Origin of the sequence: Paenibacillus sp. CFBP 13594 (assembly GCF_014842675.1) — a bacterium.
Taxonomy (GTDB): domain Bacteria; phylum Bacillota; class Bacilli; order Paenibacillales; family Paenibacillaceae; genus Paenibacillus; species Paenibacillus amylolyticus_B.
In genome coordinates this window covers 562,075-584,021 of sequence record NZ_JACYVQ010000004.1, presented here as the reverse complement: position 1 = coordinate 584,021, position 21,947 = coordinate 562,075, and the positions used below count along the sequence as shown (strand labels likewise).

Below are 21,947 nucleotides of genomic sequence, written 5' to 3'. Positions count from 1 at the left end.
CTCCAAACCACACGTACAAGATTTTAATTCCCAGTATAACATATCTGACTTGGTTCGGAACATACGTTTGCCACTATCCGGTAAAACCGGAGATCATCTCCGTTAACACAGCAAAACAGCAAAAAGCCCGCAGCTATCACACTGTGGACTTTTGACTTGATCTATAGATTAAATTAAAGATAATTTACACTTGCCACTGCGATGACAGAACAACCCTCCGATCGCTGCTATTCCCAGATTTTCTTGATTCAATTTTTAAAAAGTGAAAAAAAACAAGAATAAAGGCGAAGATTATGCTTCCGAAGCAGCTCTTCAGAAAGCTTTTAGCTTCACTCCTTCAGGTTATTTCTGTCCTCTACGTTCTCGTGTAAATCTTTAGTCCAATCTATACAGTGAAATTTGAACGGAAATCATACGATTAATTCTTTTTACTGCGCACTTCGAAAATAGCAAATTTCAGGTAATGTCCTTCATCCACGCCCAAAATTTGCGGGTGATCCTTACCAGCTGCCTTCCAGTCGATTAGACGCAGTACTTTTCCTGCATCTTCTGCTGCATCGGCAATCGTGTCCAAGAAAAGGTCAGGACGCATGTGATACGAACAGCTGGCTGTTACCAAATATCCGCCCTCATTAACCAGTTTCATACCTTGCAGGTTGATATCCTTATATCCGCGGCATGCACCTTTAACTGCTGATTTCGTCTTGGCAAACGCCGGGGGATCGAGGATGACTACATCAAATGTTTTACCGCCAGCTGCAAGCGCTTTGGAAGTATCTACTTTTTGTTCGCCAGCGCGCGCACGTGCAGTACGTTCATCCAGCCCCTTCACTTGTTCACGCAAGTACTGGAATGCATCAGCAACTACGAATTCGACCCGGTCGGTGAAACCGTTCAGCTCCACATTTGTTCGTGCACTCTCAATGGCATGCTCCGAAATATCAAGACAAGTCACTTTTTTAGCTCCATACTTGCAAGCATTCAACGTAAAGCTGCCCGTGTGTGAGAAACACTCCAGTACAGTGGCACCATCCCAATATGGGAATGTAACTACCTTTCCGCTTTTATTCACAGGCAAGAGCTGCTCTGTGCCATCCTGCTCAGTCGTTTGAAGTGTGATTCCACTCTTGTAGCCCCAACCCTTCATGAGCGGTTCGATCGCTGCACGATTCTCACGTTGATCGAAGAAGTAACCTGTCTTCTGTCCTTCCACGATATCGACTTTAATGAGTAGTCCATTCTCTGTAACCGTGACATGCCGTGGGCACTCTCCGTACAGCGGACCTTTGGTCTGCTCCAAACCTTCCAGTTCACGAATCGAGACATCACTGCGCTCGTAAATGCCTTCAGGCTGCATTACTTCAATGAGTGCCTGTACAATGGCTTCACGGCAACGATCCATGCCAAGTGTAAGCAACTGTACAACGAGAATGCTGCCGAATCGGTCAACGATTAATCCTGGCAGAAAATCAGCTTCGCCGTAAACGAGACGGTAAGCCTCTCCATCCTGGATAAAACGTTCCCGATGACGCAAGCAATCGCGGAAACGCGCTGCAAAAAACGCCGTATCCATTTGTTCGGACTCCAAAGGTTGATAAGCTACAACCCTTACAGTGATTTGAGATGCGGGATTGTAATATCCTGTCGCCAGATAGCGACCTTGATGATTCAATACATTGACCAGATCTCCCGGTTCCGGGTTTCCGTCAACAGAGGCAATTTCGTTGTTAAATATCCATGGATGTGCATGTTCAAGCCGCTTTTTGCGACTGCGTTCGAGTTTAACTGATGGCAAGGTAGATCCACTTCCTTTAATTTAATAGTTCAAAAGATAGGTTTTGTGCGGCGCGTAGGTGGCGTTCCGGGTTCGAATCGATCTTCCGATCGCTGTTATCCCCAGATTTTTTTGATTCCCTTTCTTAAAGGGAAGATCCGGAGACAAAGGCGCACCCTTCGCTTCTTCAGATTCGATTTCGTCCCCTCCACTACACTTGCACGAAGCACCTTATCTTTCGAATTGGGATGGCGCAATTAGGTGGCGCTACGGCGACGAATTGTTCCTCTGATCGCTGTTATCCCCAGATTTTTTTGATTCCCTTTCTTAAAGGGAAAATCCGGGGATAAAGGCGAGCGCTTCGCTTCTTCGGTAACAATTTCGTCTTCTTCGCTACGTTTGCACGAATCACCGTATCTTTCGAATTGGGGTGCGGCAATTGAAATACTTGAATTGTGGGAGGCTGGCTTCCTCTGATTTCCTATAGGCTTGTCATGGTTGTCATTTCTTACTCATAGGATGAGTTAAGGAACCCGGACGGAAGGAATGATGTTTCTATGTTTAGAGATGTTATATTGCCCCTACTTTATGGGCTTATTATCTTTTTTGGTGGCATGAAGCTGATGGAAACGGCCTTGCAGCGCATGGCTGGGCCCATGTTGGAAAGTTGGCTCAATCGGGCCACCTCTGCTCCATGGAAAGGCATGGCCTTCAGTGCAGGTGCAACGGCTCTGTTACAGAGCAGTACTGCAGTCACCGTACTCACCATTGGACTGGCTAATGCCAGATTAATTACCTATGGGCGGACACTCGGCATCATCCTCGGCACCAACATCGGGACATGCCTGACAACGGAGCTGGTGGGACTGCAGATCGGGCGAGCTTCCCTGCCATTGCTTGTCCTGTCGCTGACGGGCTGGGCCATGTTTGTTGTACTTGGTGAACGCAATCTGACCGCTCCTGAACGTACGCGCCAGACTCTGTTTAACATCCAGTACAGCTTCCTCTCAGCTGCGGGATTTGCACTTGTTATGACAGGCATTCAGGTGATGCAATCCATTGCCTTACCCTTGCGGAGCATGGGCGTATTTCAATGGTTTCTCGACCGCTCGGCCGACAGCTTGTGGTGGGGCTTCCTGGCAGGTGCCTGTTTGACAGCGCTCATTCACAGCAGCGCTGCTGTCATTAGCATGGCGATTACGCTCGCAGCCACAGGGGTATTACCTGTGGAAATCGGCATCGCCATTGTGATCGGGTCCAATGTGGGGACCTGCATCACCGCTGTGATCGCTGCCGCGGGTGGAGCATCCGCAGGCAAGTTTGTCGCAGCCTCCCATGTTGTATTAAACATTGCGGGAGCACTGCTCTTTATGCCGCTGATCGGCCAGCTGCATGCAGCTTCGGCCTGGCTGTCAGCGGACAACGGGGCACAGATTGCGCATGCCCAGACCCTTTTTAACATCACCAGTTCACTGCTTGCTTTACCGTTCTGTTACTTGCCCATCTGGCACAAAAAACCACCGGTCCACGCCCCCGCGGCGAAGTCACCCGTGGCTTGATGATCTGCCTATCGGACCCACAAGGCGCGAGGGCTAACTGACTCGAACCAGAACTATAATGCGTTATACGTTAATGCCTAACTTGTTCAGGGCTACACGCAAGATATCATCGTTATTATCATATCCGCTCTGCTGCTGTAAGGACCATGCTTCTTCCGGAGCATACCAATCCACACCCTTGATTTCTTCAATCTGAGGCTGTAGATCACCACTCTTGGCTTCAACGAGATAATAATGGACTTCCTTGTCCACCGGGCCAAAATCTGCATGTTGGTACGTGTAAGCAATGATGTCAACCGGTTCTACAATGCGACCCACCATACCTGTCTCTTCCAAAATCTCGCGCAGTGCCGTCTGTTCGATTGTTTCTCCCTCTTCCATTTTGCCCTTGGCGAGAGTTGTTTTACCGTAACGATCTACGATAAGCTGAATTTGAAGACGTCCGTCTTCCCCTGTTCTATAAACAACTCCGCCTGCTGAAATTTCTTTTTTGTTCATCGTGCTCTCCCCCATCAACTTCGATATCTTTATCTTATTTTTTGCAAAAGAAGGACCTCATCTCCCCGGGTAAGCTCCCCAAGGAAATGAAATCCTTGTTTCTGACGCCTCGATCACATCGCGGCGGACTTAAGATTCTCTTCCAACACACGTACCAGCGTAGCCTGACTCTCGTTGACGCCGGCTTCAACCACTTTGACTCGGCACACTTTACCGACCATATCCATCGTTCCGTCAAAGACCAGTTGAATGTAGTTGTCGCTATAACCGTGCAGTTTGCCACTTCCCTCGCGGCCTTTGGCTTCACCTTCGGGAATAACATCCAGTACCTGTCCGACAAACTGCTCAGCATACTCCAGCTGCATCTGCTCAGACAAGTCAATCAGTTCATGCACACGTGCATTTTTGACCTCTTCGTCCACCTGATCTTCCATTCGTGCTGCTGGCGTACCCGTACGCTTGGAATAAGGGAATACGTGCATTTCGGAAAAACCGATCTTCCGCATCAACTCATAGCCATTACGGTACATCTCATCCGTCTCACCCGGAAATCCAACAATGATGTCTGTTGTAATCGCTACATCCGGCATTGCTTCCCGAATGCGAAGCATCTTGTTGTAAAACTCTTCTGTCGTATATTTACGGCGCATGCGTTTCAACACCGTATCATCACCCGCTTGCAGCGGAATATGGAAGTGACGAACCAGTTTGTCTGAACGTTTGATCACGTCAAGCATGCGGTCATCAATCTGGCTGGCTTCAATCGAGCTGATTCGAATACGCTCCAAACCCTCTACCTTGTCCAGGTCCCACAGCAGATCGGTCAGATCATAATTCTCCATGTCATCGCCATACCCACCTGTATGAATACCGGTCAGAACAATCTCCTTGTATCCGGCGTGTACGAGTTGATGCGCCTGTTGAATAATGCTGTTTGCCTCACGGCTGCGTGAGAGACCCCGAGACCACGGAATAATGCAAAATGTACAGAAGTTATTGCAACCATCCTGAATTTTCAGGAATGCTCGGGTACGGTCAGCAAAATCCGGTACGTCCATTTCTTCAAATACACGGGTTTTCATAATATTACGCACCGCGTTAACCGGTTGACGGGACTCCTGGATTTCATTAACATATGGCAAAATCTTGTCACGGTCCTGTGTACCGATAACCAGATCCACCCCTGGGATGTCCAGAATCTCTGCCGGAGAAGTCTGCGCGTAGCAGCCTGTAACGGCCACAATCGCCTCCGGGTTGCGCCGAATGGCACGACGAATAATTTGACGGCTCTTTTTGTCGCCGGTATTGGTTACTGTACAAGTATTAATCAAGTATACATCCGCTGTCTGTTCATCAAAGTCCACTTGATCGTAACCTTCGTTTTTGAACAATTGCCAAATCGCCTCTGTATCATAGAAATTAACTTTGCAGCCTAAGGTGTAAAACGCCACGGATGGCATAATTACATTCCTCCCATTTCTCCGGATTCATATAACACGCAAGTTAGTGCCGCCATTCCAGCTGTCTCAGCACGCAAAATGCGTTTGCCCAGTCCAACAGATACAGCACCTGCCTGATCAGCCTCTGCCGTCTCCTTCTCAGAAAATCCACCTTCCGGTCCAACCACGATCAAAACTTCTGCACTTGCATCAGGTGCAAGCTGCTCAACAAACGGTTTCAATGCATCTCTCAGCTGTTTACCGTTTTCTTTCTCATAACAATAACATACCAGGCTGTAGCCCTCAAAAGAAGATAACAGCCCTTTCCAGGAAAGCGGCTGCTCGACGGAAGGAATGCGATTCCGGTGACTCTGTTCGGCAGCTTCCTTGGCAATTTTCCGCCAGCGCTCCAACCGTTTGCCTTCTTTCTTGGCGTCATATTGCACAATCGTACGTTCTGATAGGAAGGGTACAAATGATACCGCCCCAATCTCTGTACATCTCTGGATCACTGTTTCCATCTTGTCGCCCTTGGGCAAACTCTGTGCCACAGTTACACGAATCCGTGCTTCATGGTCCATCTCGAGAGGTTCCACAATATTCGCTGTCACTTGGCCAACTTCAATGGTCTCAATTTCCACGAGTGCTTCTCTGGAGTTTCCGTCACTGACAATCAGTTTATCTCCAGGCTTACCACGCATGACCTTGCCGATATGGCGTGCATCATCACCTGTGATGATCACAGCGTGTTCATTAAACTGTTCTGCAGATACAAAATATCGCTGCATTAGTCAATCCACCCATTCTGTCCTGTTATGACTGGAATTCACCGCGCCTAATGACAAGCGTGAATCCAATCGCCACAGATGATCATACAACTTTTACGTGTTTCTGACCAGTATTCCGGTCCAATACAAGATGCGCTTTTAGCGATATAGTTCAATAACCAGCTTTGCCAGATCCACATACATCGTTTGCGCAAACTCATACAAAGGTTGAATCGTCACATTTTGCAACGGAGGTATAACAAGAATCAATAGGAAGATAAAAATGGACCATTGCTCCACCCCTTGTAGCTTGCGGCTGATTGCAGGTGGCACTAAATCTTCCAGAATCCGATAACCATCCAGTGGGGGCAACGGAATCAAGTTAAACAGGAACAGGAAAAAGTTGGTTAAGTTAAAGATAGCGAAGAACGTTGTGATTGCTGTCAGCAACCGCTCATTATCAATGCCGCCGAGTGCTCCCGAACCAACCAGTGAAGCATAGATGATTGTACCAATGATCGCGAGCAACAGATTACTCAGAGGCCCTGCTGCGGATACGATGATGCCCATCAATCTAGGTTTTTCGAAGTTAGCCCGATTAACCGGAACTGGACGCGCCCAACCAAAGCCAGCAATAATGAGCAACAGCACACCAAATAAGTCAAAGTGTACAACCGGATTCAGTGTGACCCGACCCAACAGCTTGGCTGTTGGATCACCGAATTTGTTGGCAAAATACGCATGCGAGAATTCATGCACCGTAAATGCGATCAGAATGGTCAGCAGGAAAAACGGAAGCTGATCGATCGGATAACGAAAGAACGAATTCCAAAAGTCCATACGTTACCCCTTTCTGGCTACAAACGCGAGCCAATCCTCATCACGGTGGATGGCACTTACTTCAAACCCGGAGGCTACCAGAGCATCATGTACAACCTGCTCTTTGTTCTTCCAAATGCCAGATACAATATAGGTGCCACCCGACTCAAGTGCATTGTACACATCGTCCACGAACAACAAAATGATCTCAGCTAGAATGTTCGCCACCACAACCTTAACCGGTAATTGCACACCAAGCGCAGGGTCTTGACTCCCAAGGACGGACAACAGATCACTTTCTTTAACCGTAATTTGTTGCTCCAGCCCGTTCAGTTCCACATTCTCTCTGGCACTGATTACCGCAACCGGATCAAGATCGAGCGCCAGCACATGTTTTGCCCCGAGTTTAATCGCGCCTATAGCCAAGATGCCAGAACCTGTACCTACGTCAATGACTTCCTCACCGCCCTGAATAACTGTTTCCAGTGTGCGCAAGCAGAGGGAGGTCGTTGGGTGTGTTCCTGTACCAAAAGCCATGCCGGGATCAAGCTCAATGATTTTCTCATCCGAACTTTCTGGCGTATACTCTTCCCACGTTGGTTTAATCGTGAGACGTTCCGATACACGTACCGGCTTGAAATATTGCTTCCAGGCTGTTGCCCAGTCATTTTCATCCACTGTACGCGTCTCATAACGAACCTCACCTGTATCAATTCCGAATTCAGAGAGTTCCTCAACTCTAGGATTAACTTCTGACTGTAGTGCAACCATATCCGTACCTTCGGAGAAGTAGCCTTTGATGACCGCAAAGCCTTCCGGAATATCATTCAAAGGAACGTCGTATAACTCACCATATGTCGTGTCCCGTTTTTTATTTAAAGTACCGGACTCTTCAATCGAAACCCCTCCAGCACCCGCTTCATGTAAAAAATTCGAAATCATCTCCACAGCTTCTTCTGTGGTATGTATTGTTAGTTCATGCCATAACATACTTGGTTTTTCCTCCTCATTTTTCAAACATCCCAACTATTGTACTACACAAGCTAGCCGGAGCACAAAGCCGCACCAGTAAAAGAAAAACAAAACAGGATATCCGCAGCCTGACTGCTCGAATATCCTGTCATCTATTCATACATATCTGTTTCATTTACTTCAGCATTTTGCAACATTCGAATCTCACTTAGCAAAAACGTCCACCATTCTGCGTGATCATCTCTGCGGCTTGCGGGAGCGAATCGTTGGATACGGACACGGTAAGCAAAATTTCCTGTTTTAGCCTGTTTGCCGAATCCTCTTCGGGTGTATCATACACCTGACCATTGGACAACATTTCCGTGTCATCACTAATCAGGGCAAGTACATTCAATTCGCCACTAAATCCTCCGACGACGGCTGTAGGAGAATTATCGAAGCCCTTAACATCGTTTGAATCCAATGCAGACGATTCATTGCCAAGACTCTCTATACTCAATTGGTTTGGGTGCAACAATTCCAGGGCTCTGCGTGCAGACTCGGCCTCAGTCCAGCTTGTAAAAACAGCTTCGAGGGTCACTGCCGAGCGATCTTCAGTCATGAAGCTCCCGTCCCTGACGTCGATCAGCCGCTTCACTGCGGCGTAATGCTTCGATATCTTCATGATCCGCAGCTTCAGCGCTGAATTCCACGTCCTCATTTTTTGCGGATTGCATACGTTTCATCTTTTCCGTTTTCGTTAAAATCTTGCCTGGACGTTCATGTTCTGCCATTGTAATGCTCCTCCTTCAAATTGTATAAGTTCAACTAAATCATATTTACACTGACACTCCGATGACAGAACAACCTTCCGATCGCTGTTATCCCCAGATTTTTTTAATTCCCTTCTTCCAAAGGAAAAATCCGGGGATAGCGTATGCTTCCGAAGTAGCTTTCTTGCGAAAGCTTTTAGGCGAACGCTTCGCTTCTTCAGTTTTTTCTGTCCTCTCCGTTATTGTGTAAATGTTTAGATTGAATCTTATATTGTGATCTAAATATAGATTTCTTGAAACTAGATCATTCCACCGGCTTGTTCGATTATAGACATGGCGCGGTGATGTACCGATTCATCTACGATGACCGTTAGTAATACATCCCTTCCCGTAGGTCCACCTTGTCCACCATCACTCATGCCGCTTGCAGAAGGGTCCGCCGCAGCCATGATTCCAGCACTGGCATTTGTTTGCATCGAATCGGGCACCCATGATGAAAAACTGCCGGAAACGCCCGGCTTGTAGGAAGCCCCGCTTGGTCCTACACCCGCATAACGGCTGAATCGATTAATCGACAGGTCCTCCACTCGCAATGCCTCCAGTTTTTTGGCTGCCCCTTGGGCCTGCTCCGGGCTGTGAAAGTACGCCAAAATATTTTTCTCGGTCATCCGCTTCACCTGCTTCCTAATTTCTCGCATATCAGCTATGCATATCATTCTCGCCATGCTATCTTTCCGCAAGTTCGCTCAGAATATACCGAAATGCTCCCACAAATTACTTTCGTTCTTCGTAGCATATATCCATGGACTTTGCCAAAACCACTGAACCACTAAAAAAAGGCGTACAAAAAAGGACACCCTGCGGTAAAAACCGTTGTGGTGTCCTTTTGGAATTGCTATATGTTATTCTCAGTCGCCTCGGAAGGCGCGTTTCACTCGATCAAAGAAAGATTGTTCATGCTCATGTGTCTGTTCTCCATCCAGCGCAGCAATTTGGCGAAGCAGATCTTTCTGCTCGTCATTCAGCTTACTAGGTGTAACCACAACCACTTTCACATGTTGATCCCCTTGCCCCATACCGCGCAGGCGTGGTACGCCTTTGCCTTTGAGACGGAAATACGTTCCCGTTTGTGTACCGGCTGGTACTTTCAACTTCACTTTCTCGGTCAACGTCGGGATCTCAACCTCATCTCCCAGAGCTGCCTGAGCAAAGGTAAGTGGGATTTCGCAATAAATATCGTCGCCTTCACGCTCGAAGAAATCATGTGTCTTCACGCGAATGACAATATACAGATCTCCGGCTGGTCCGCCACGCAGGCCTCCCTCGCCCTCACCTGTCATACGCAGTTGCGCGCCGTCATCTACACCCGCTGGAATGCGAACATGGATTTTGCGTTGCTTGCGGACTTTACCGCTACCACTGCACGTCGTACATTTTTCTTTGATAATCTGGCCCGAACCACTACAGTTCGAACATGCACGACGATTAACCATACGACCAAACGGTGTATTTTGCACGACTTCCTGCTGACCGCTACCTTGGCAGACCGAGCAGGTTTCCGGTTTCGTTCCAGGTTTGGCACCTGAGCCATGACAGGTATCACAGCCTTCGGTACGCGGAATCGTAATATCGGTTTCTTTACCAAATACGGCTTCCTTGAACTCGATCGTCATTGTGTACTGCAGATCATTTCCCCGTTGCGGAGCATTAGGATCACGTCGTCCACCGCCACCGCCGCCAAAGAACATGTCGAAGATGTCGCCAAATCCGCCACCGCCAAAATCACCGCCACCACCGAATCCACCTTGATTCGGATCGACATGACCATATTGATCATATTGTGCACGCTTCTGACCGTCACTCACTACGTCGTAAGCTTCTTTAACTTCTTTAAATTTAGCTTCCGCATCAGCAGCCTTGTTTACGTCAGGGTGATACTGACGGGCAAGCTTACGGTAAGCCTTTTTAATCTCATCGTCGTTAGCCGTTTTACTAACGCCAAGCACCTCATAATAATCACGCTTTTCAGCCACTCTTCCACCCCCATATCATTCACCTTATCGCACATCGTGACAAAAGGAAAGCCAAAGCGCGGGAGCCCCGGCTATGACTTTCCCTCTAATTCGAACGTCACCGATGTTTAATTCGCGTAGAACTACGAATTAGTTTTGTTTTTTATCTTCATCCACAACTTCGTAATCAGCGTCTACGACGTTGTCACGTTTTGCGGAACCTTGTTGCTCTTCAGTACCTTGCGCTTCTTGCTCTTGCGCCTGAGCCTGCTCATACAGTTTCACGGACAGTTGTTGAACGATCTCTGTCAGTTCTTCTGTAGCAGCTTTGATATCTTCCAGGTTGTCGGAAGCCAGAACGCCTTGCAGTTTTTCTTTGGCAGCATTCGCTTTTTCAACTTCGCCAGCATCAGCTTTTTCGCCAAGATCTTTAATCGTTTTGTCAACAGAGTAGATCAATTGATCTGCACTGTTTTTCGCTTCAACGAGTTCTCTGCGTTTTTTATCTTCTTCAGCGTGCAACTCAGCATCTTTCATCATTTGCTCAACTTCAGCATCGCTCAAACCGCTGGAAGAAGTAATTGTGATTTTTTGAGTTTTGTTCGTACCTTTATCCGTTGCAGATACGTTAACGATACCGTTGGCATCAATATCGAAGCTAACTTCGATCTGTGGAACGCCACGTGGAGCTGGTGGAATATCACCCAACATGAAACGTCCAAGCGATTTGTTACCCGCTGCCATCTCACGCTCACCTTGCAGAACATGAATCTCAACACTTGGTTGATTGTCTGCATAAGTGGAGAACACTTGAGATTTGCTTGTAGGAATCGTAGTGTTACGCTCGATCATTTTAGTGAATACGCCACCCGCTGTTTCGATACCCAGGGACAATGGCGTTACGTCGAGCAATACAACGTCTTTCACGTCACCTGTCAGTACGCCCGCTTGTACAGCAGCACCCAAAGCTACAACTTCATCCGGGTTAACGCCTTTGTGTGGCTCTTTACCCGTCAGTTTTTTGATAGCTTCTTGTACTGCTGGAATACGTGTCGAACCACCAACCAATACGATCTTGTCGATATCGTTAGGCGTCATACCCGCATCACTCAATGCACGACGAGTTGGTTCAAGCGTACGCTCAACCAGACCTGCAGAGATTTCTTCAAATTTCGCACGGCTCAGGTTCAACTCCAAATGTTGTGGAACGCCATCAGCAACTGTGATGAACGGCAAGGAGATCGTTGTAGTCAATACGCCGGAAAGTTCTTTTTTCGCTTTTTCCGCTGCATCTTTCAAACGTTGAACCGCTGCCTTATCTTTACTCAAGTCAATGCCTTGATCTTTTTTGAATTCACTTACGAGGTAATCAATGATCACTTGGTCAAAGTCATCCCCGCCTAGTTTGTTGTCCCCGCTAGTTGCTTTAACTTCGAAGAAGCCATCACCCAGTTCAAGAATGGATACGTCGAACGTACCGCCACCCAGGTCATATACGAGGATCGTTTGGTCTTCGGATTTCTCCATACCGTATGCCAATGCTGCTGCTGTCGGCTCGTTGACGATACGCAGAACTTCCAAACCTGCAATTTTACCAGCATCTTTAGTCGCTTGACGCTGACTGTCATTGAAGTAAGCTGGTACAGTGATAACTGCTTGAGTTACCGTTTGACCCAGATAAGCTTCAGCATCAGTTTTCAATTTTTGCAGAATGATTGCAGAGATCTCTTGTGCGGAGTAGTCTTTGCTATCGATTGTTTCCTTGTGGGAAGTACCCATGTGACGTTTGATCGACATGATGGTACGATCCGGATTGGTGATCGCTTGACGTTTTGCTGTTTCACCTACAACGCGCTCTCCATCTTTTTTGAAACCGACTACGGATGGAGTTGTACGTGCGCCCTCCGGATTTGGAATTACGACAGCCTCGCCGCCTTCCATTACTGCTACGCATGAGTTTGTTGTTCCTAAGTCAATACCAATTACTTTGCTCATCCGAAAATTTCCTCCCTCAACAATTTAAAATGAATGGGTCTGATCTGACCCTTATTTAGATGTTCATGTTGCTAATCGTGCTCTATGTGTACAAACCTTTATATTAAACTTCGCCCACATTGTTCAACTATGGAGCCGACTCATTCCTTCCTATAAGGAATTTATGAGCTGACTTTAACCATAGCTGGACGAAGCACTTTATCTTTCAGCATGTAGCCTTTTTGGACTTCCTCAACGACGATACCTTCTTCGTACTCGTCGCTCTCCACTTGCATAATGGCTTGGTGGAATTCAGGATTGAACGGTTGTCCTACCGATTCCATAGCCGTCAGACCTTCATTATTCATCACGGTTTCCAATTGACGGAAAATCATTTGGATGCCCTTGGAGAAAGATTCGACCTCTGCTCCTTCCGGTACAGTAGCCATGGCGCGCTCGAAGTTATCAATAACCGGTACCAGTTCGGTGACCAGCTTCATCGAAGCGTATTTAGCCAATTCTTCTTTTTCCTTCTGAGTACGACGACGGAAGTTATCAAAATCAGCCTGTGCACGGACATAACGCTGTTGTTGCTCCTCAGCTTCTGCCTTCAAACGTGCAAGCTCATCCTGCTCCTGATCAGCCATCTCTTCAGCTTGTGCTTCTGCAGCGCCAGCTTCATTAATAGGCTCCTGCTCAGCTGCTGTTACCTCTTGTTCTTCTGTAAATGATTGCTCCTCTTTCAAGATGTTCACCTCCTTATACGAATGAAATGGTTCATTCCCGAATCTTATTTGAAACGATGTGTCAGCATCGCCGTCAAGTCACGGGATAGTGTATTTAGAATATGAATGACACGTGCATAATCCATCCGCGTGGGTCCTAGAATACCGATCGAACCCAAAGCCTCACCGTCCAATGAATAGGAAGCTGTAATCAGGCTGCAGTTGGCAAAGGCTTCATGATCATTCTCAGTGCCGATTCGCACTTGAATACCAGATCCACCCGGCACGGGCATCATCAATTTCATGAGTGTTGGTGTCTCTTCCAGCAGGTCAAGAATATCTTTTACCTTTTCGATATCTTTAAACTCCGGTTGAGTCAACATATTGGTGGCACCACTGAGGAACAGACGATTATCATGTTCGTTATCAAAGGCACTGTTCAGCACCTGCATAACTTCCTCATAACGTGTAATATGCCGTTCCATCTCTTGCCCAAGTTCGGTATAAAGACGGGATTTCAATTTGTAGATGGGTACGCCCACAAGCTTGGTATTTAACAAGCGAACCACATTTTCCATCTCGGCTACCGAGATTTCTGGTGGAATCTGAACCGTCTTGTTCTCCACCTGACCTGTATTGGTCACGATGATTGCCACAGCTTCACTCTCGTTCAGCGGAAGCAATTGAAAGTGACGTAAGGACGTATGGAATACTTCCGGTCCAAGCAGGATCGAAGTATAATTCGTCATATGTGACAAAATATTGGATGCATGCTGAATAACTTGCTCCATGACGTTCAACTTTTCAGCGAAGAACGACTTCAGATCATCCAACTCCTGAGGCTCCACTTGATTCCAAGGAACCAAATGATCGACATAATATCGATAGCCTTTATGGGATGGAATACGTCCAGCCGATGTATGCGGCTGTTCCAGAAAGCCCATATCTTCAAGGTCCGCCATTTCATTACGGATCGTCGCCGGACTGTATCCAACATCTCCCCTTTTGGAAATGCTCCGGGACCCTACGGGCTCAGCTGAACGGATATAGTCATCCACTATAGCGTTCAGAATCATTCGTTGACGCTCTGTTAACATGGTGAGTATTCCCTCCTTCTGACTGTACTGTCCCATGTCGTTAGCACTCCGGTTAGATGAGTGCTAAGCGGTAATACAAAAATACCAAACTGACGTGAACATTGTCAAGTGAGTTTGATGAGTGGGCTCATCTATTTATAGTATAGACCAATGTCGACGAGTCCTAACAACTTTATTGAACATACTTTGAAGTAAAAAAGGACTGCATGTAGGGCAGAGGTTGACTCGGCTCGATCCATGCAGTCCATTCAGTTATTAGGCTGAAACGTTAAGCTCTTTTAATACCGCGATCTCGTCACAACAATCCTGCTTGCTGCAATGAACACAGTCAGTCCATACTTTCTCGGGGAAAATCTCTTTTTCCACCACGGCAAAGCCGTTTTTGAGGAAGAAGGATACTTCATATGTCAACGCCATCACCTTAGGAATCTGTTGTTTCTCTGCTTCTTCTACCAGTCGGTCCAGCAATCGGGAGCCAATACCGAGCCCTTTGTGTCCTTCCGAGATACCGAGTGACCTGACTTCTACCAAATCATTCCCAAGACGACAAAGTGATCCGCAACCCACCACTTCACCATCAACTTCGGCTACAACAAAGTGCTCCAGCTGTCGGTGCAGTATTTCCCGTGATCGCGGAAGCATGATCCCACGCTCTGCATAGCCCTTAATCATTTCATACAGTGGTTCAACATCTTCCGGCACAGCTTTTCTGCATATTACCGACATCCTGCTCTCCTCCTATTACCAAGCTTTCCAGAGGAAAGCTGACTTCGTAGTTGTTAAATTAACACGCTCTGTAAAATCAATATGAATAAATATACAACAGAGCGTATAGAATTTCAAGCTATGAATTCAGCGATATGGACCCGATAAACTCCGCAAAAACGTCATTTCCGAACAGGATACCCTGCTCGCTCAGTCGGAAGCCGTCTGCCGTCCGCTCAAGCAACCCTGCGTTCAACATTTTGCCCAAAGGCTTCGCAAACACTTCTTCCATGGACTCTCCGAACTGTTCGCTAAAGCGTGAGGCCGAAGCTCCCTCCAACATTCGCAGTCCAACCATCAGATAATCTTCCATAGCTTCCGGGCGAGCAATCTCAAAATGATCCAGACGAGGCAGCCCTGCACGTGAAGCTTCAACATAAGGATTTATACCTTTAATATTCATATGCCGTTCGCGGCCCACATATCCATGTGCACCTGCACCCAAACCGTAGTAGTCCTCATTACGCCAGTAGGTAATATTGTGACGACTCTCAAAGCCCGGCTTGGCAAAGTTACTGATCTCGTATTGTCCATAACCTGCTTCTTTCATACGTCTCATTAATAGAAGATACATCTCCAGTTCATCATCTTCATGAGGAAGTGGTAACTGGTTCTTCTGATACAGTGTATGGAAAAGGGTATTCTCTTCCACTTTCAGGCTGTAAATGGAGTAATGCGGCAGATCCAGTTCCAGCGCTTTGTCGATACTTTCATTCAACATCTCTACAGTCTGGTTCGGCAACCCGAACATCAGGTCAATGGACAGATTAGTCAGTCCCGCTTTTCGAGCGTTCTCCAGACTCCGATATACATCATCCGTATTATGAATACGGCCAATGCCTGTCAGCAGATCATTCTGAAAAGCCTGCACGCCAAAGCTGACACGGTTGACGCCGCCTTCTTTCATTGCAGCGAGTTTCTCCGCATCTGTTGTTCCCGGGTTGGCTTCCATCGAAAATTCAATATCGTCCGCCCAATTGGGGAAATACGTCTTCACGGAACGAAGAAATACGGCCATCTCATCCGGTTTCAAAGCCGTTGGCGTACCCCCACCTACAAATATGGTCTTGATCTCACCCGGTGGATTGGCCTTGACTGTATGTTCCATCTCCCGTTCCAGCGCTTCGAGATATTGCATCACGGGCTGATCTTTCAGAACGTAGGAGTTAAAGTCGCAATAAAAACATTTATTCGTGCAAAAGGGAATGTGAAGATACACCGCTTGGGGCGCACCTGTCTTCCGGCTGTGTGCTGCCAATGTCATGGCAAGTCCCCCTCTATTTGAAAAAAGGAAAGCCATCCGGCTTCCCTTTCAGCTTAGTTATTTAATATTCTGTGTTGTAACCGAAATTGAATTCTCCTTAATCTAATTTGAATACACACATTCTGTGTTGTACCTCAAAATAGATTGTTTAATCATCAATTTTCAGTACCGCCATGAATGCCTCTTGTGGCACCTCAACGTTACCAACCTGCTTCATCCGCTTCTTACCTTCCTTCTGCTTCTCAAGCAGTTTCCGTTTCCGCGAGATGTCACCACCATAACACTTGGCAAGTACGTTTTTACGCATTGCTTTTACCGTCTCACGAGCAACAACCTTGGTACCTACAGATGCCTGAATTGGCACCTCGAACATTTGCCGTGGAATCAGCTCGCGCAGTTTCTCACAGACAATGCGTCCGCGATTATAGGCACGGTCACGGTGAACGATGAAGGACAGAGCATCCACCTGTTCGCCATTGAGTACAATATCCATTTTCGCCAGATTGGACTGACGGTAACCGGACAGTTCATAATCCAGGGATGCATATCCTTTGGTACCGGATTTCAACTGGTCGAAGAAGTCATATACAATCTCGGACAACGGAATCTCATAGGTAATGGTAACCCGGGTTGTGTCCAGATATTCCATATTTACATATTCACCGCGTTTAGTCTGACACAGCTCCATAATGGTACCTACATAATCATTCGGCACGATAATATCTGCCTTGACGTATGGTTCCTCGACGTAATCAATCCGTCCCACCTCAGGATAGTTGGATGGGTTGTCGATTTTCATCACTTCACCATTTGTTAAGGTGACGTGATAGATTACACTTGGTGCCGTTGTGATCAACGGAATGTTAAACTCCCGCTCGATCCGCTCCTGGATCACGTCCATGTGAAGCAGTCCAAGGAATCCGCAACGGAATCCAAAACCGAGAGCACTGGATGTTTCCGGTTCAAAGCTCAGAGACGCATCGTTCAACTGCAATTTCTCCAACGCTTCACGCAGATCAACATAGTCCGATGTTTCGATCGGATAGAGACCACAATACACCATTGGGTTAATTTTACGATAACCCGGCAAAGGTTCCGGTGTTGGATTTTTGGCATCCGTTACTGTATCCCCGACTTGTGTATCGCCAACATGCCGGATACCTGCAACGATAAATCCAACATCACCCACGTTCAGCTCGTCCACGATGGTCATGCGAGGTTTGAACGCTCCAACTTCAATGACTTCAAATGATTTACCTGTTGCCATCATTTTGATTTTGGAACCGGATTTGATTTTGCCGTCAACAACACGCACATATACGATTACACCTTTGTACGGGTCGTAGTGCGAGTCAAAAATCAGCGCTTTCAAAGGCTGGTCAGGATCACCAGTCGGTGCCGGAACACTTTTCACCACTTGTTCCAAAATTTCTTTAATTCCGATTCCTGATTTGGCCGAAGCCAAAACCGCATTACTTGTGTCCAAACCAATAACATCTTCCACTTCCTGCTTCACCCGCTCAGGATCAGCGCTCGGAAGGTCAATTTTGTTGATAACCGGTAAAATTTCAAGATTGTTATCCAATGCCAGATACACGTTGGCAAGTGTTTGGGCTTCAATTCCCTGAGCCGCATCCACAACCAGCAGAGCACCTTCACATGCAGCAAGACTGCGTGATACTTCATACGTGAAGTCTACGTGTCCCGGTGTATCAATCAGATTCAATAAATACTCTTCACCATCATCCGCTTTGTAAGTCAAGGCTACTGCTTGTAGCTTGATCGTTATTCCACGTTCACGTTCAAGGTCCATTTTATCCAGAACTTGTTCCTGCATTTCACGTGAAGTGAGCGCACCTGTGTGCTCCAAGATCCGGTCCGCAAGTGTTGATTTGCCGTGATCTATATGTGCAATAATAGAAAAGTTACGAATTTTACGTTGTCTTGCCCGAATGTCAGTCATTCCTTACCCCCAGAAACAGCCTAGTGTCAATCACTTCATTATAACAGTTGAAGCACAGTGCATCAATCCCGTGATGTCTCAACTTTATAATAAAGTGTTATCATGCACTCCCAGAGGTTATATTGTACCTTAAAATTATGGTATTTTATTCAGCAACACCGCTAAAAAGAGAGACCACCCACTTGATTCCACTGTGTGAGAGATTTTGCAATAGTCCAGCCGTTTTGTCTGCCAACACATCAACCGGAGCCTTATTTTGATCTGCCCCAAGCACTTGGCTTGGTGACTGAACAGGTACAAATGGTGGTTCCTTAATTTCCTTTTGGACAGGTGCAGTCGGAACAGATTCGGTCACCGATGAAGTTGGCTCAGTTGTCACAACGGTTGACGTGCCTCCTGATGGAATGCCCATATGAAAGTTGCTGCCAGCCAGCTGCATTCCAAACAGAATACCCAGCAACATTAATACAGCGATGGATAACAGTCTTTTACCGAATCTGGACATGTGCATTGCCTCCTGTCACGCTCTACTATTTTTCTTTCTTACATATATGGTTCCTATCCACCCTGCGACGAAGTTTTGGCACTGGCTTTGTCCACCTTCTGATCTTCCCAATACACTTGGGCAATCATGTCTGCTAGAATCTTCGATGTCCGTTGGAGCTCAGCTCCTGTGTTGTCGATGCCACCAATCTCAATCAAAATGCTATTTGGTGAAAGGGTTTGGTTATACTCTCCATTGTTGGCTCCTCCGCCATCTTTGCCCCACACACCACGGGATACCCCAGGATACTTCGCTTCCAGTTTCTTATGAATTTTTGCTGCAAAGGCTTCATTCTGCCGCCAATTTGGATTTTCATGTCCAATAATGAAATATACTTTGGCGTAGCCCAAGTCATTAATAGTGGTTGTTGTTTTGCCATGACGCTGTGAATCGCGATGAATGTCTATGAGATACGTCAGATCATCATTTTGAGCGAGTGCCGCTTTTACCGTTTGACGGGAGTATTTATAGGAATAGTTCCAGTTGTAGTCCTTAACTTTAGTGGGGTAATCATCCTTGGCGTGTTCTACGCCGATTCCCAGCTTCTTCAGACTGTCTGAGAGGTAGGTTCCCACTTGAAACACATTGCCTGTTGATTTGCCTGATGATGGATTATCACTTTTTGTACCTAGTAGTGGATTGTAGCCTTCACGTGGATGGGAATGATAGATAAGAATTGACTTTTTGCCTGTTGTCGGTGAGCCTGAATTGTCTTTCTCACCATTCTTCGCTGGGGGATCCTCTTTACCTTGTCCATCTCCAGGCTCACTCGACTCAGGTGGATCCGTATTGTCCTGACCTGGTGGAACATGCAGCTCACTACCGGGTTTTCCTCCACCTGCAGAAGCCGTATCCGTAAGACCGGGACCTGGCTGATAATCTTCGGGAGCCTCGGCTTTTTCGTTACCAGATCCAGGACGGAGCAGAACAGGTTGGTTGGAACCCATGCCCGGCATTTCTCTCGCAATCAGGCTCTTCGGATCTTGAGGATTTACATTTGTTAGTAATTGGAAAACAAATGAAGTGAGATTCTCACCGGATATGGCAGAGGTCTGTTCCTTCTGGGTGAGATGGGGCATCTCCATACCGAGCATATCGACAAAAAAGCGGCTTGATACGGCACTCGCAAATCCTTTCATGGAAGAAACGGGGGAATTATTCAAGCGTTTCTCTGCCATCCCCCCCAGACCCAGTACGACAAAAAACAAGGCAGATATGATCATAAGCAACAACAACGTACGGCCCATGGCCAGCACGTGCAGACATCTTTTTTTCCACTTCCCAATATTCCAGGCCAATATCTTGTTCATTCTGCTGTCTCCTTCCCTGCTGGACAACTCTTATACTTCAACTCTATGAGCCCGCCCAAATTGATAGAACAGGAAAATGCAAGATTCCAGAAACAAAAAAAAGAAAGTCCGATAGATTCGGACCTTCTTCTCAGCAGTTTTAGTTTTAATGTGTATAGGCGGCTACGTTATCCGGATTCACGGCATCATGGAGTGCGGCGTTAAGTCCTGTAGCGATAACATTGGCAATTCCCTCAATAAACTCATCGATTTCCTTTGGGGTAACAATGAGGTCATGACCCAGTGGCTCCAGTACCTCTTTGACCAGACTCAAGCGATCTTGCTCACCGATGTCGTCCAGCATACCCATGATCTGTTTGGTCTGATCCGTTTCCTGGCGGAAGTGTGAGCGCATCATCTCAATCACATTGTTCACAATGGTGGACGCATAACATACGGTTGGTACTCCGATGGCGATGCAAGGCACACCTAATATCTCACGGGTCAGGCCACGCCGTTTGTTTCCAATACCGGAACCAGGATGAATACCAATGTCCGCTACCTGAATCGTTGTATTTACACGTTCCAAGGAACGGGAGGCCAAGGCATCAATCGCAATAATGGCATCCGGCTTGGTCCGGTCTACAATTCCCTGTACGATGTCACTGGATTCAATGCCTGTTGTTCCTAACACGCCGGGAGCAATCGCGCTGACTTCCCGATACCCTGGCGCTACCTGATCTGGCACCAATTCGAAATACTGACGGGTTACCATCAGATTTTCCACAACAAGTGGACCGAGTGAATCCGGGGTGACATTTAAGTTGCCCAGGCCAACAATCAAGACCTTGGATGTTTTGTTGATTCCGGCCTTAACCATAAAATCTTCCATTTCACGTGTGAACTCGGCAGCAACTCGCTCCTGTAACTCGGTATCACCATTCCGGAGGGAAGGTACTTCCAAGGTGACATAGTGACCTTTCACCCGACCAATGGCCGTGGCTGCTTCTTCAGTCAGGACATCAATACGTGTAATCGTAATGCCCTCTTTTTTCTCCACATCTTCCCGCAGTCCGGGAATCGTCTGTTTCTGTCCACCTTGCGCCATTTCCTTGGAGTCGATCGCCAAATCGGTACGAACTGTATAGTTTTGCAAATCCAGTGTCATTCTGTCCCTGCCTCCCTTACCGCATTTGAGCATATTGTGTGGGAAAAAGGGTTTCTTTATACAGCATGTCGAACATCGTAGGAATATCTGTTGCATTTTACATGCTAGCGTGATAGAATATTTTAAGTTGTGAAACGTTTGTATTCATGCAAATGCCTTACAGGAGGTGAATGTAATGCCAAACATCAAATCCGCTGTTAAACGCGTAAAAACGAGCGACAAGCGCCGCGCACTCAACGCTTCCCAGAAGTCTGCACTCCGTACAGCTGTTAAAGCTGCTGATGCTGCTCTGGTAAGTAACGAAGTTGATACTGCAAAAGCTGCGATTCAAGCTGCTTCCAAAAAGCTGGACAAGGCTGTAACTAAAGGTCTGGTTCATAAAAATGCTGCAGCACGCAAAAAGTCTCGCTTGGCGAAAAAACTGAACGCTCTTTCCGCACAAGCGTAAGAAGCGTTACTTATACGATCCAATGGAAAAATCCTGAACAGCATAGGCTTTCAGGATTTTTTAGTATCTGATTCGATAAGTATAAGACACAGACAAAGCGACCTTTATTCCGATGATC

The 21,947-nt window shown here is 46.9% G+C and carries 21 protein-coding genes; 2 read left to right on the top strand and 19 right to left on the bottom strand.

The annotated features are described in order from the left end of the window. Positions 1 to 418: 418 nt before the first annotated feature. Positions 419 to 1,795, bottom strand: coding sequence for a class I SAM-dependent rRNA methyltransferase (locus IFU39_RS16215; RefSeq protein ID WP_105599742.1), 1,377 nt, complete (start codon positions 1,793 to 1,795; stop codon positions 419 to 421). Between the two features lie 536 nt (positions 1,796 to 2,331). Here IFU39_RS16215 and IFU39_RS16210 point away from each other — a divergent pair. Continuing rightward, entirely contained in the window at positions 2,332 to 3,333 is a 1,002-nt protein-coding gene (locus IFU39_RS16210) for a Na/Pi cotransporter family protein (RefSeq protein ID WP_105599743.1), read from the top strand. A 63-nt stretch (positions 3,334 to 3,396) separates the two neighbouring features. Here IFU39_RS16210 and IFU39_RS16205 read toward each other — a convergent pair whose 3' ends face one another. From IFU39_RS16205 to gpr, 18 genes are all read right to left on the bottom strand, one after another. Continuing rightward, positions 3,397 to 3,831 (bottom strand): NUDIX hydrolase, encoded by a 435-nt coding sequence (locus IFU39_RS16205; protein ID WP_105599745.1) that lies wholly within the window; start codon positions 3,829 to 3,831, stop codon positions 3,397 to 3,399. A gap of 113 nt (positions 3,832 to 3,944) precedes the next feature. Next, positions 3,945 to 5,291, bottom strand: coding sequence for a tRNA (N(6)-L-threonylcarbamoyladenosine(37)-C(2))-methylthiotransferase MtaB (gene mtaB, locus IFU39_RS16200; protein ID WP_047843791.1), 1,347 nt, complete (start codon positions 5,289 to 5,291; stop codon positions 3,945 to 3,947). 2 nt (positions 5,292 to 5,293) lie between these two features. Then, positions 5,294 to 6,058, bottom strand: a complete 765-nt coding sequence (locus IFU39_RS16195) for an RsmE family RNA methyltransferase (protein WP_192133644.1) — start codon at positions 6,056 to 6,058, stop codon at positions 5,294 to 5,296. Between the two features lie 138 nt (positions 6,059 to 6,196). Then, positions 6,197 to 6,877 (bottom strand): site-2 protease family protein, encoded by a 681-nt coding sequence (locus tag IFU39_RS16190; RefSeq protein WP_091013958.1) that lies wholly within the window; start codon positions 6,875 to 6,877, stop codon positions 6,197 to 6,199. Positions 6,878 to 6,880: 3 nt separating this feature from the next. Then, positions 6,881 to 7,846: a 50S ribosomal protein L11 methyltransferase gene (gene prmA / locus IFU39_RS16185; protein WP_105599750.1), complete on the bottom strand. Its 966-nt coding sequence runs from the start codon at positions 7,844 to 7,846 to the stop codon at positions 6,881 to 6,883. A gap of 190 nt (positions 7,847 to 8,036) precedes the next feature. Continuing rightward, on the bottom strand, positions 8,037 to 8,429 hold the full coding sequence (locus IFU39_RS16180; protein ID WP_105599752.1) for a hypothetical protein: 393 nt from the start codon (positions 8,427 to 8,429) through the stop codon (positions 8,037 to 8,039). Further along, positions 8,422 to 8,601, bottom strand: a complete 180-nt coding sequence (locus tag IFU39_RS16175; protein WP_017687220.1) for a YfhD family protein — start codon at positions 8,599 to 8,601, stop codon at positions 8,422 to 8,424. The genes IFU39_RS16180 and IFU39_RS16175 overlap by 8 nt, the downstream gene beginning before the upstream one ends. Before the next feature lie 278 nt (positions 8,602 to 8,879). Then, a complete protein-coding gene (locus IFU39_RS16170; RefSeq protein ID WP_017687219.1) occupies positions 8,880 to 9,248 on the bottom strand; it encodes a hypothetical protein in 369 nt (122 codons plus the stop codon). 240 nt (positions 9,249 to 9,488) lie between these two features. Then, positions 9,489 to 10,613 (bottom strand): molecular chaperone DnaJ, encoded by a 1,125-nt coding sequence (dnaJ, locus tag IFU39_RS16165; RefSeq protein WP_091013948.1) that lies wholly within the window; start codon positions 10,611 to 10,613, stop codon positions 9,489 to 9,491. Between the two features lie 129 nt (positions 10,614 to 10,742). Next, positions 10,743 to 12,587, bottom strand: a complete 1,845-nt coding sequence (gene dnaK / locus IFU39_RS16160; protein ID WP_192133641.1) for a molecular chaperone DnaK — start codon at positions 12,585 to 12,587, stop codon at positions 10,743 to 10,745. Positions 12,588 to 12,748: 161 nt separating this feature from the next. After that, positions 12,749 to 13,312: a nucleotide exchange factor GrpE gene (gene grpE, locus IFU39_RS16155; RefSeq protein WP_076211668.1), complete on the bottom strand. Its 564-nt coding sequence runs from the start codon at positions 13,310 to 13,312 to the stop codon at positions 12,749 to 12,751. Between the two features lie 44 nt (positions 13,313 to 13,356). Continuing rightward, the gene (gene hrcA, locus IFU39_RS16150; protein WP_036615092.1) at positions 13,357 to 14,388 is read right to left on the bottom strand and encodes a heat-inducible transcriptional repressor HrcA; all 1,032 of its coding nucleotides are present in this window, start codon (positions 14,386 to 14,388) and stop codon (positions 13,357 to 13,359) included. Between the two features lie 255 nt (positions 14,389 to 14,643). Beyond that, positions 14,644 to 15,114, bottom strand: a complete 471-nt coding sequence (locus IFU39_RS16145; RefSeq protein ID WP_017687214.1) for an N-acetyltransferase — start codon at positions 15,112 to 15,114, stop codon at positions 14,644 to 14,646. A gap of 118 nt (positions 15,115 to 15,232) precedes the next feature. Further along, the gene (gene hemW / locus IFU39_RS16140; protein ID WP_091013944.1) at positions 15,233 to 16,417 is read right to left on the bottom strand and encodes a radical SAM family heme chaperone HemW; all 1,185 of its coding nucleotides are present in this window, start codon (positions 16,415 to 16,417) and stop codon (positions 15,233 to 15,235) included. Between the two features lie 148 nt (positions 16,418 to 16,565). Continuing rightward, on the bottom strand, positions 16,566 to 18,380 hold the full coding sequence (gene lepA, locus IFU39_RS16135) for a translation elongation factor 4 (protein ID WP_036615097.1): 1,815 nt from the start codon (positions 18,378 to 18,380) through the stop codon (positions 16,566 to 16,568). A gap of 145 nt (positions 18,381 to 18,525) precedes the next feature. Further along, a complete protein-coding gene (locus tag IFU39_RS16130) occupies positions 18,526 to 18,885 on the bottom strand; it encodes a hypothetical protein (protein WP_192133682.1) in 360 nt (119 codons plus the stop codon). A gap of 53 nt (positions 18,886 to 18,938) precedes the next feature. Next, the gene (locus IFU39_RS16125) at positions 18,939 to 20,234 is read right to left on the bottom strand and encodes a stage II sporulation protein P (protein WP_192133639.1); all 1,296 of its coding nucleotides are present in this window, start codon (positions 20,232 to 20,234) and stop codon (positions 18,939 to 18,941) included. Positions 20,235 to 20,379: 145 nt separating this feature from the next. Beyond that, positions 20,380 to 21,381: a GPR endopeptidase gene (gene gpr, locus IFU39_RS16120; RefSeq protein WP_091013937.1), complete on the bottom strand. Its 1,002-nt coding sequence runs from the start codon at positions 21,379 to 21,381 to the stop codon at positions 20,380 to 20,382. A 175-nt stretch (positions 21,382 to 21,556) separates the two neighbouring features. Between gpr and rpsT the strand changes: the two genes are divergently transcribed. Further along, the gene (gene rpsT, locus IFU39_RS16115) at positions 21,557 to 21,829 is read left to right on the top strand and encodes a 30S ribosomal protein S20 (protein WP_024628504.1); all 273 of its coding nucleotides are present in this window, start codon (positions 21,557 to 21,559) and stop codon (positions 21,827 to 21,829) included. Positions 21,830 to 21,947: the final 118 nt, after the last annotated feature.

Coding starts and splice junctions, on each gene's coding strand:
- IFU39_RS16210 (WP_105599743.1), top strand. CDS start 2,332: ATGTTTAGAGATGTTATATTGCCCCTACTTTATGGGCTTATTATCTTT.
- IFU39_RS16205 (WP_105599745.1), bottom strand. CDS start 3,831: ATGAACAAAAAAGAAATTTCAGCAGGCGGAGTTGTTTATAGAACAGGG.
- mtaB (WP_047843791.1), bottom strand. CDS start 5,291: ATGCCATCCGTGGCGTTTTACACCTTAGGCTGCAAAGTTAATTTCTAT.
- IFU39_RS16195 (WP_192133644.1), bottom strand. CDS start 6,058: ATGCAGCGATATTTTGTATCTGCAGAACAGTTTAATGAACACGCTGTG.
- IFU39_RS16190 (WP_091013958.1), bottom strand. CDS start 6,877: ATGGACTTTTGGAATTCGTTCTTTCGTTATCCGATCGATCAGCTTCCG.
- prmA (WP_105599750.1), bottom strand. CDS start 7,846: ATGTTATGGCATGAACTAACAATACATACCACAGAAGAAGCTGTGGAG.
- IFU39_RS16180 (WP_105599752.1), bottom strand. CDS start 8,429: ATGACTGAAGATCGCTCGGCAGTGACCCTCGAAGCTGTTTTTACAAGC.
- IFU39_RS16175 (WP_017687220.1), bottom strand. CDS start 8,601: ATGGCAGAACATGAACGTCCAGGCAAGATTTTAACGAAAACGGAAAAG.
- IFU39_RS16170 (WP_017687219.1), bottom strand. CDS start 9,248: ATGACCGAGAAAAATATTTTGGCGTACTTTCACAGCCCGGAGCAGGCC.
- dnaK (WP_192133641.1), bottom strand. CDS start 12,587: ATGAGCAAAGTAATTGGTATTGACTTAGGAACAACAAACTCATGCGTA.
- hrcA (WP_036615092.1), bottom strand. CDS start 14,388: ATGTTAACAGAGCGTCAACGAATGATTCTGAACGCTATAGTGGATGAC.
- IFU39_RS16145 (WP_017687214.1), bottom strand. CDS start 15,114: ATGTCGGTAATATGCAGAAAAGCTGTGCCGGAAGATGTTGAACCACTG.
- hemW (WP_091013944.1), bottom strand. CDS start 16,417: ATGACATTGGCAGCACACAGCCGGAAGACAGGTGCGCCCCAAGCGGTG.
- lepA (WP_036615097.1), bottom strand. CDS start 18,380: ATGACTGACATTCGGGCAAGACAACGTAAAATTCGTAACTTTTCTATT.
- IFU39_RS16130 (WP_192133682.1), bottom strand. CDS start 18,885: ATGTCCAGATTCGGTAAAAGACTGTTATCCATCGCTGTATTAATGTTG.
- IFU39_RS16125 (WP_192133639.1), bottom strand. CDS start 20,234: ATGAACAAGATATTGGCCTGGAATATTGGGAAGTGGAAAAAAAGATGT.
- gpr (WP_091013937.1), bottom strand. CDS start 21,381: ATGACACTGGATTTGCAAAACTATACAGTTCGTACCGATTTGGCGATC.
- rpsT (WP_024628504.1), top strand. CDS start 21,557: ATGCCAAACATCAAATCCGCTGTTAAACGCGTAAAAACGAGCGACAAG.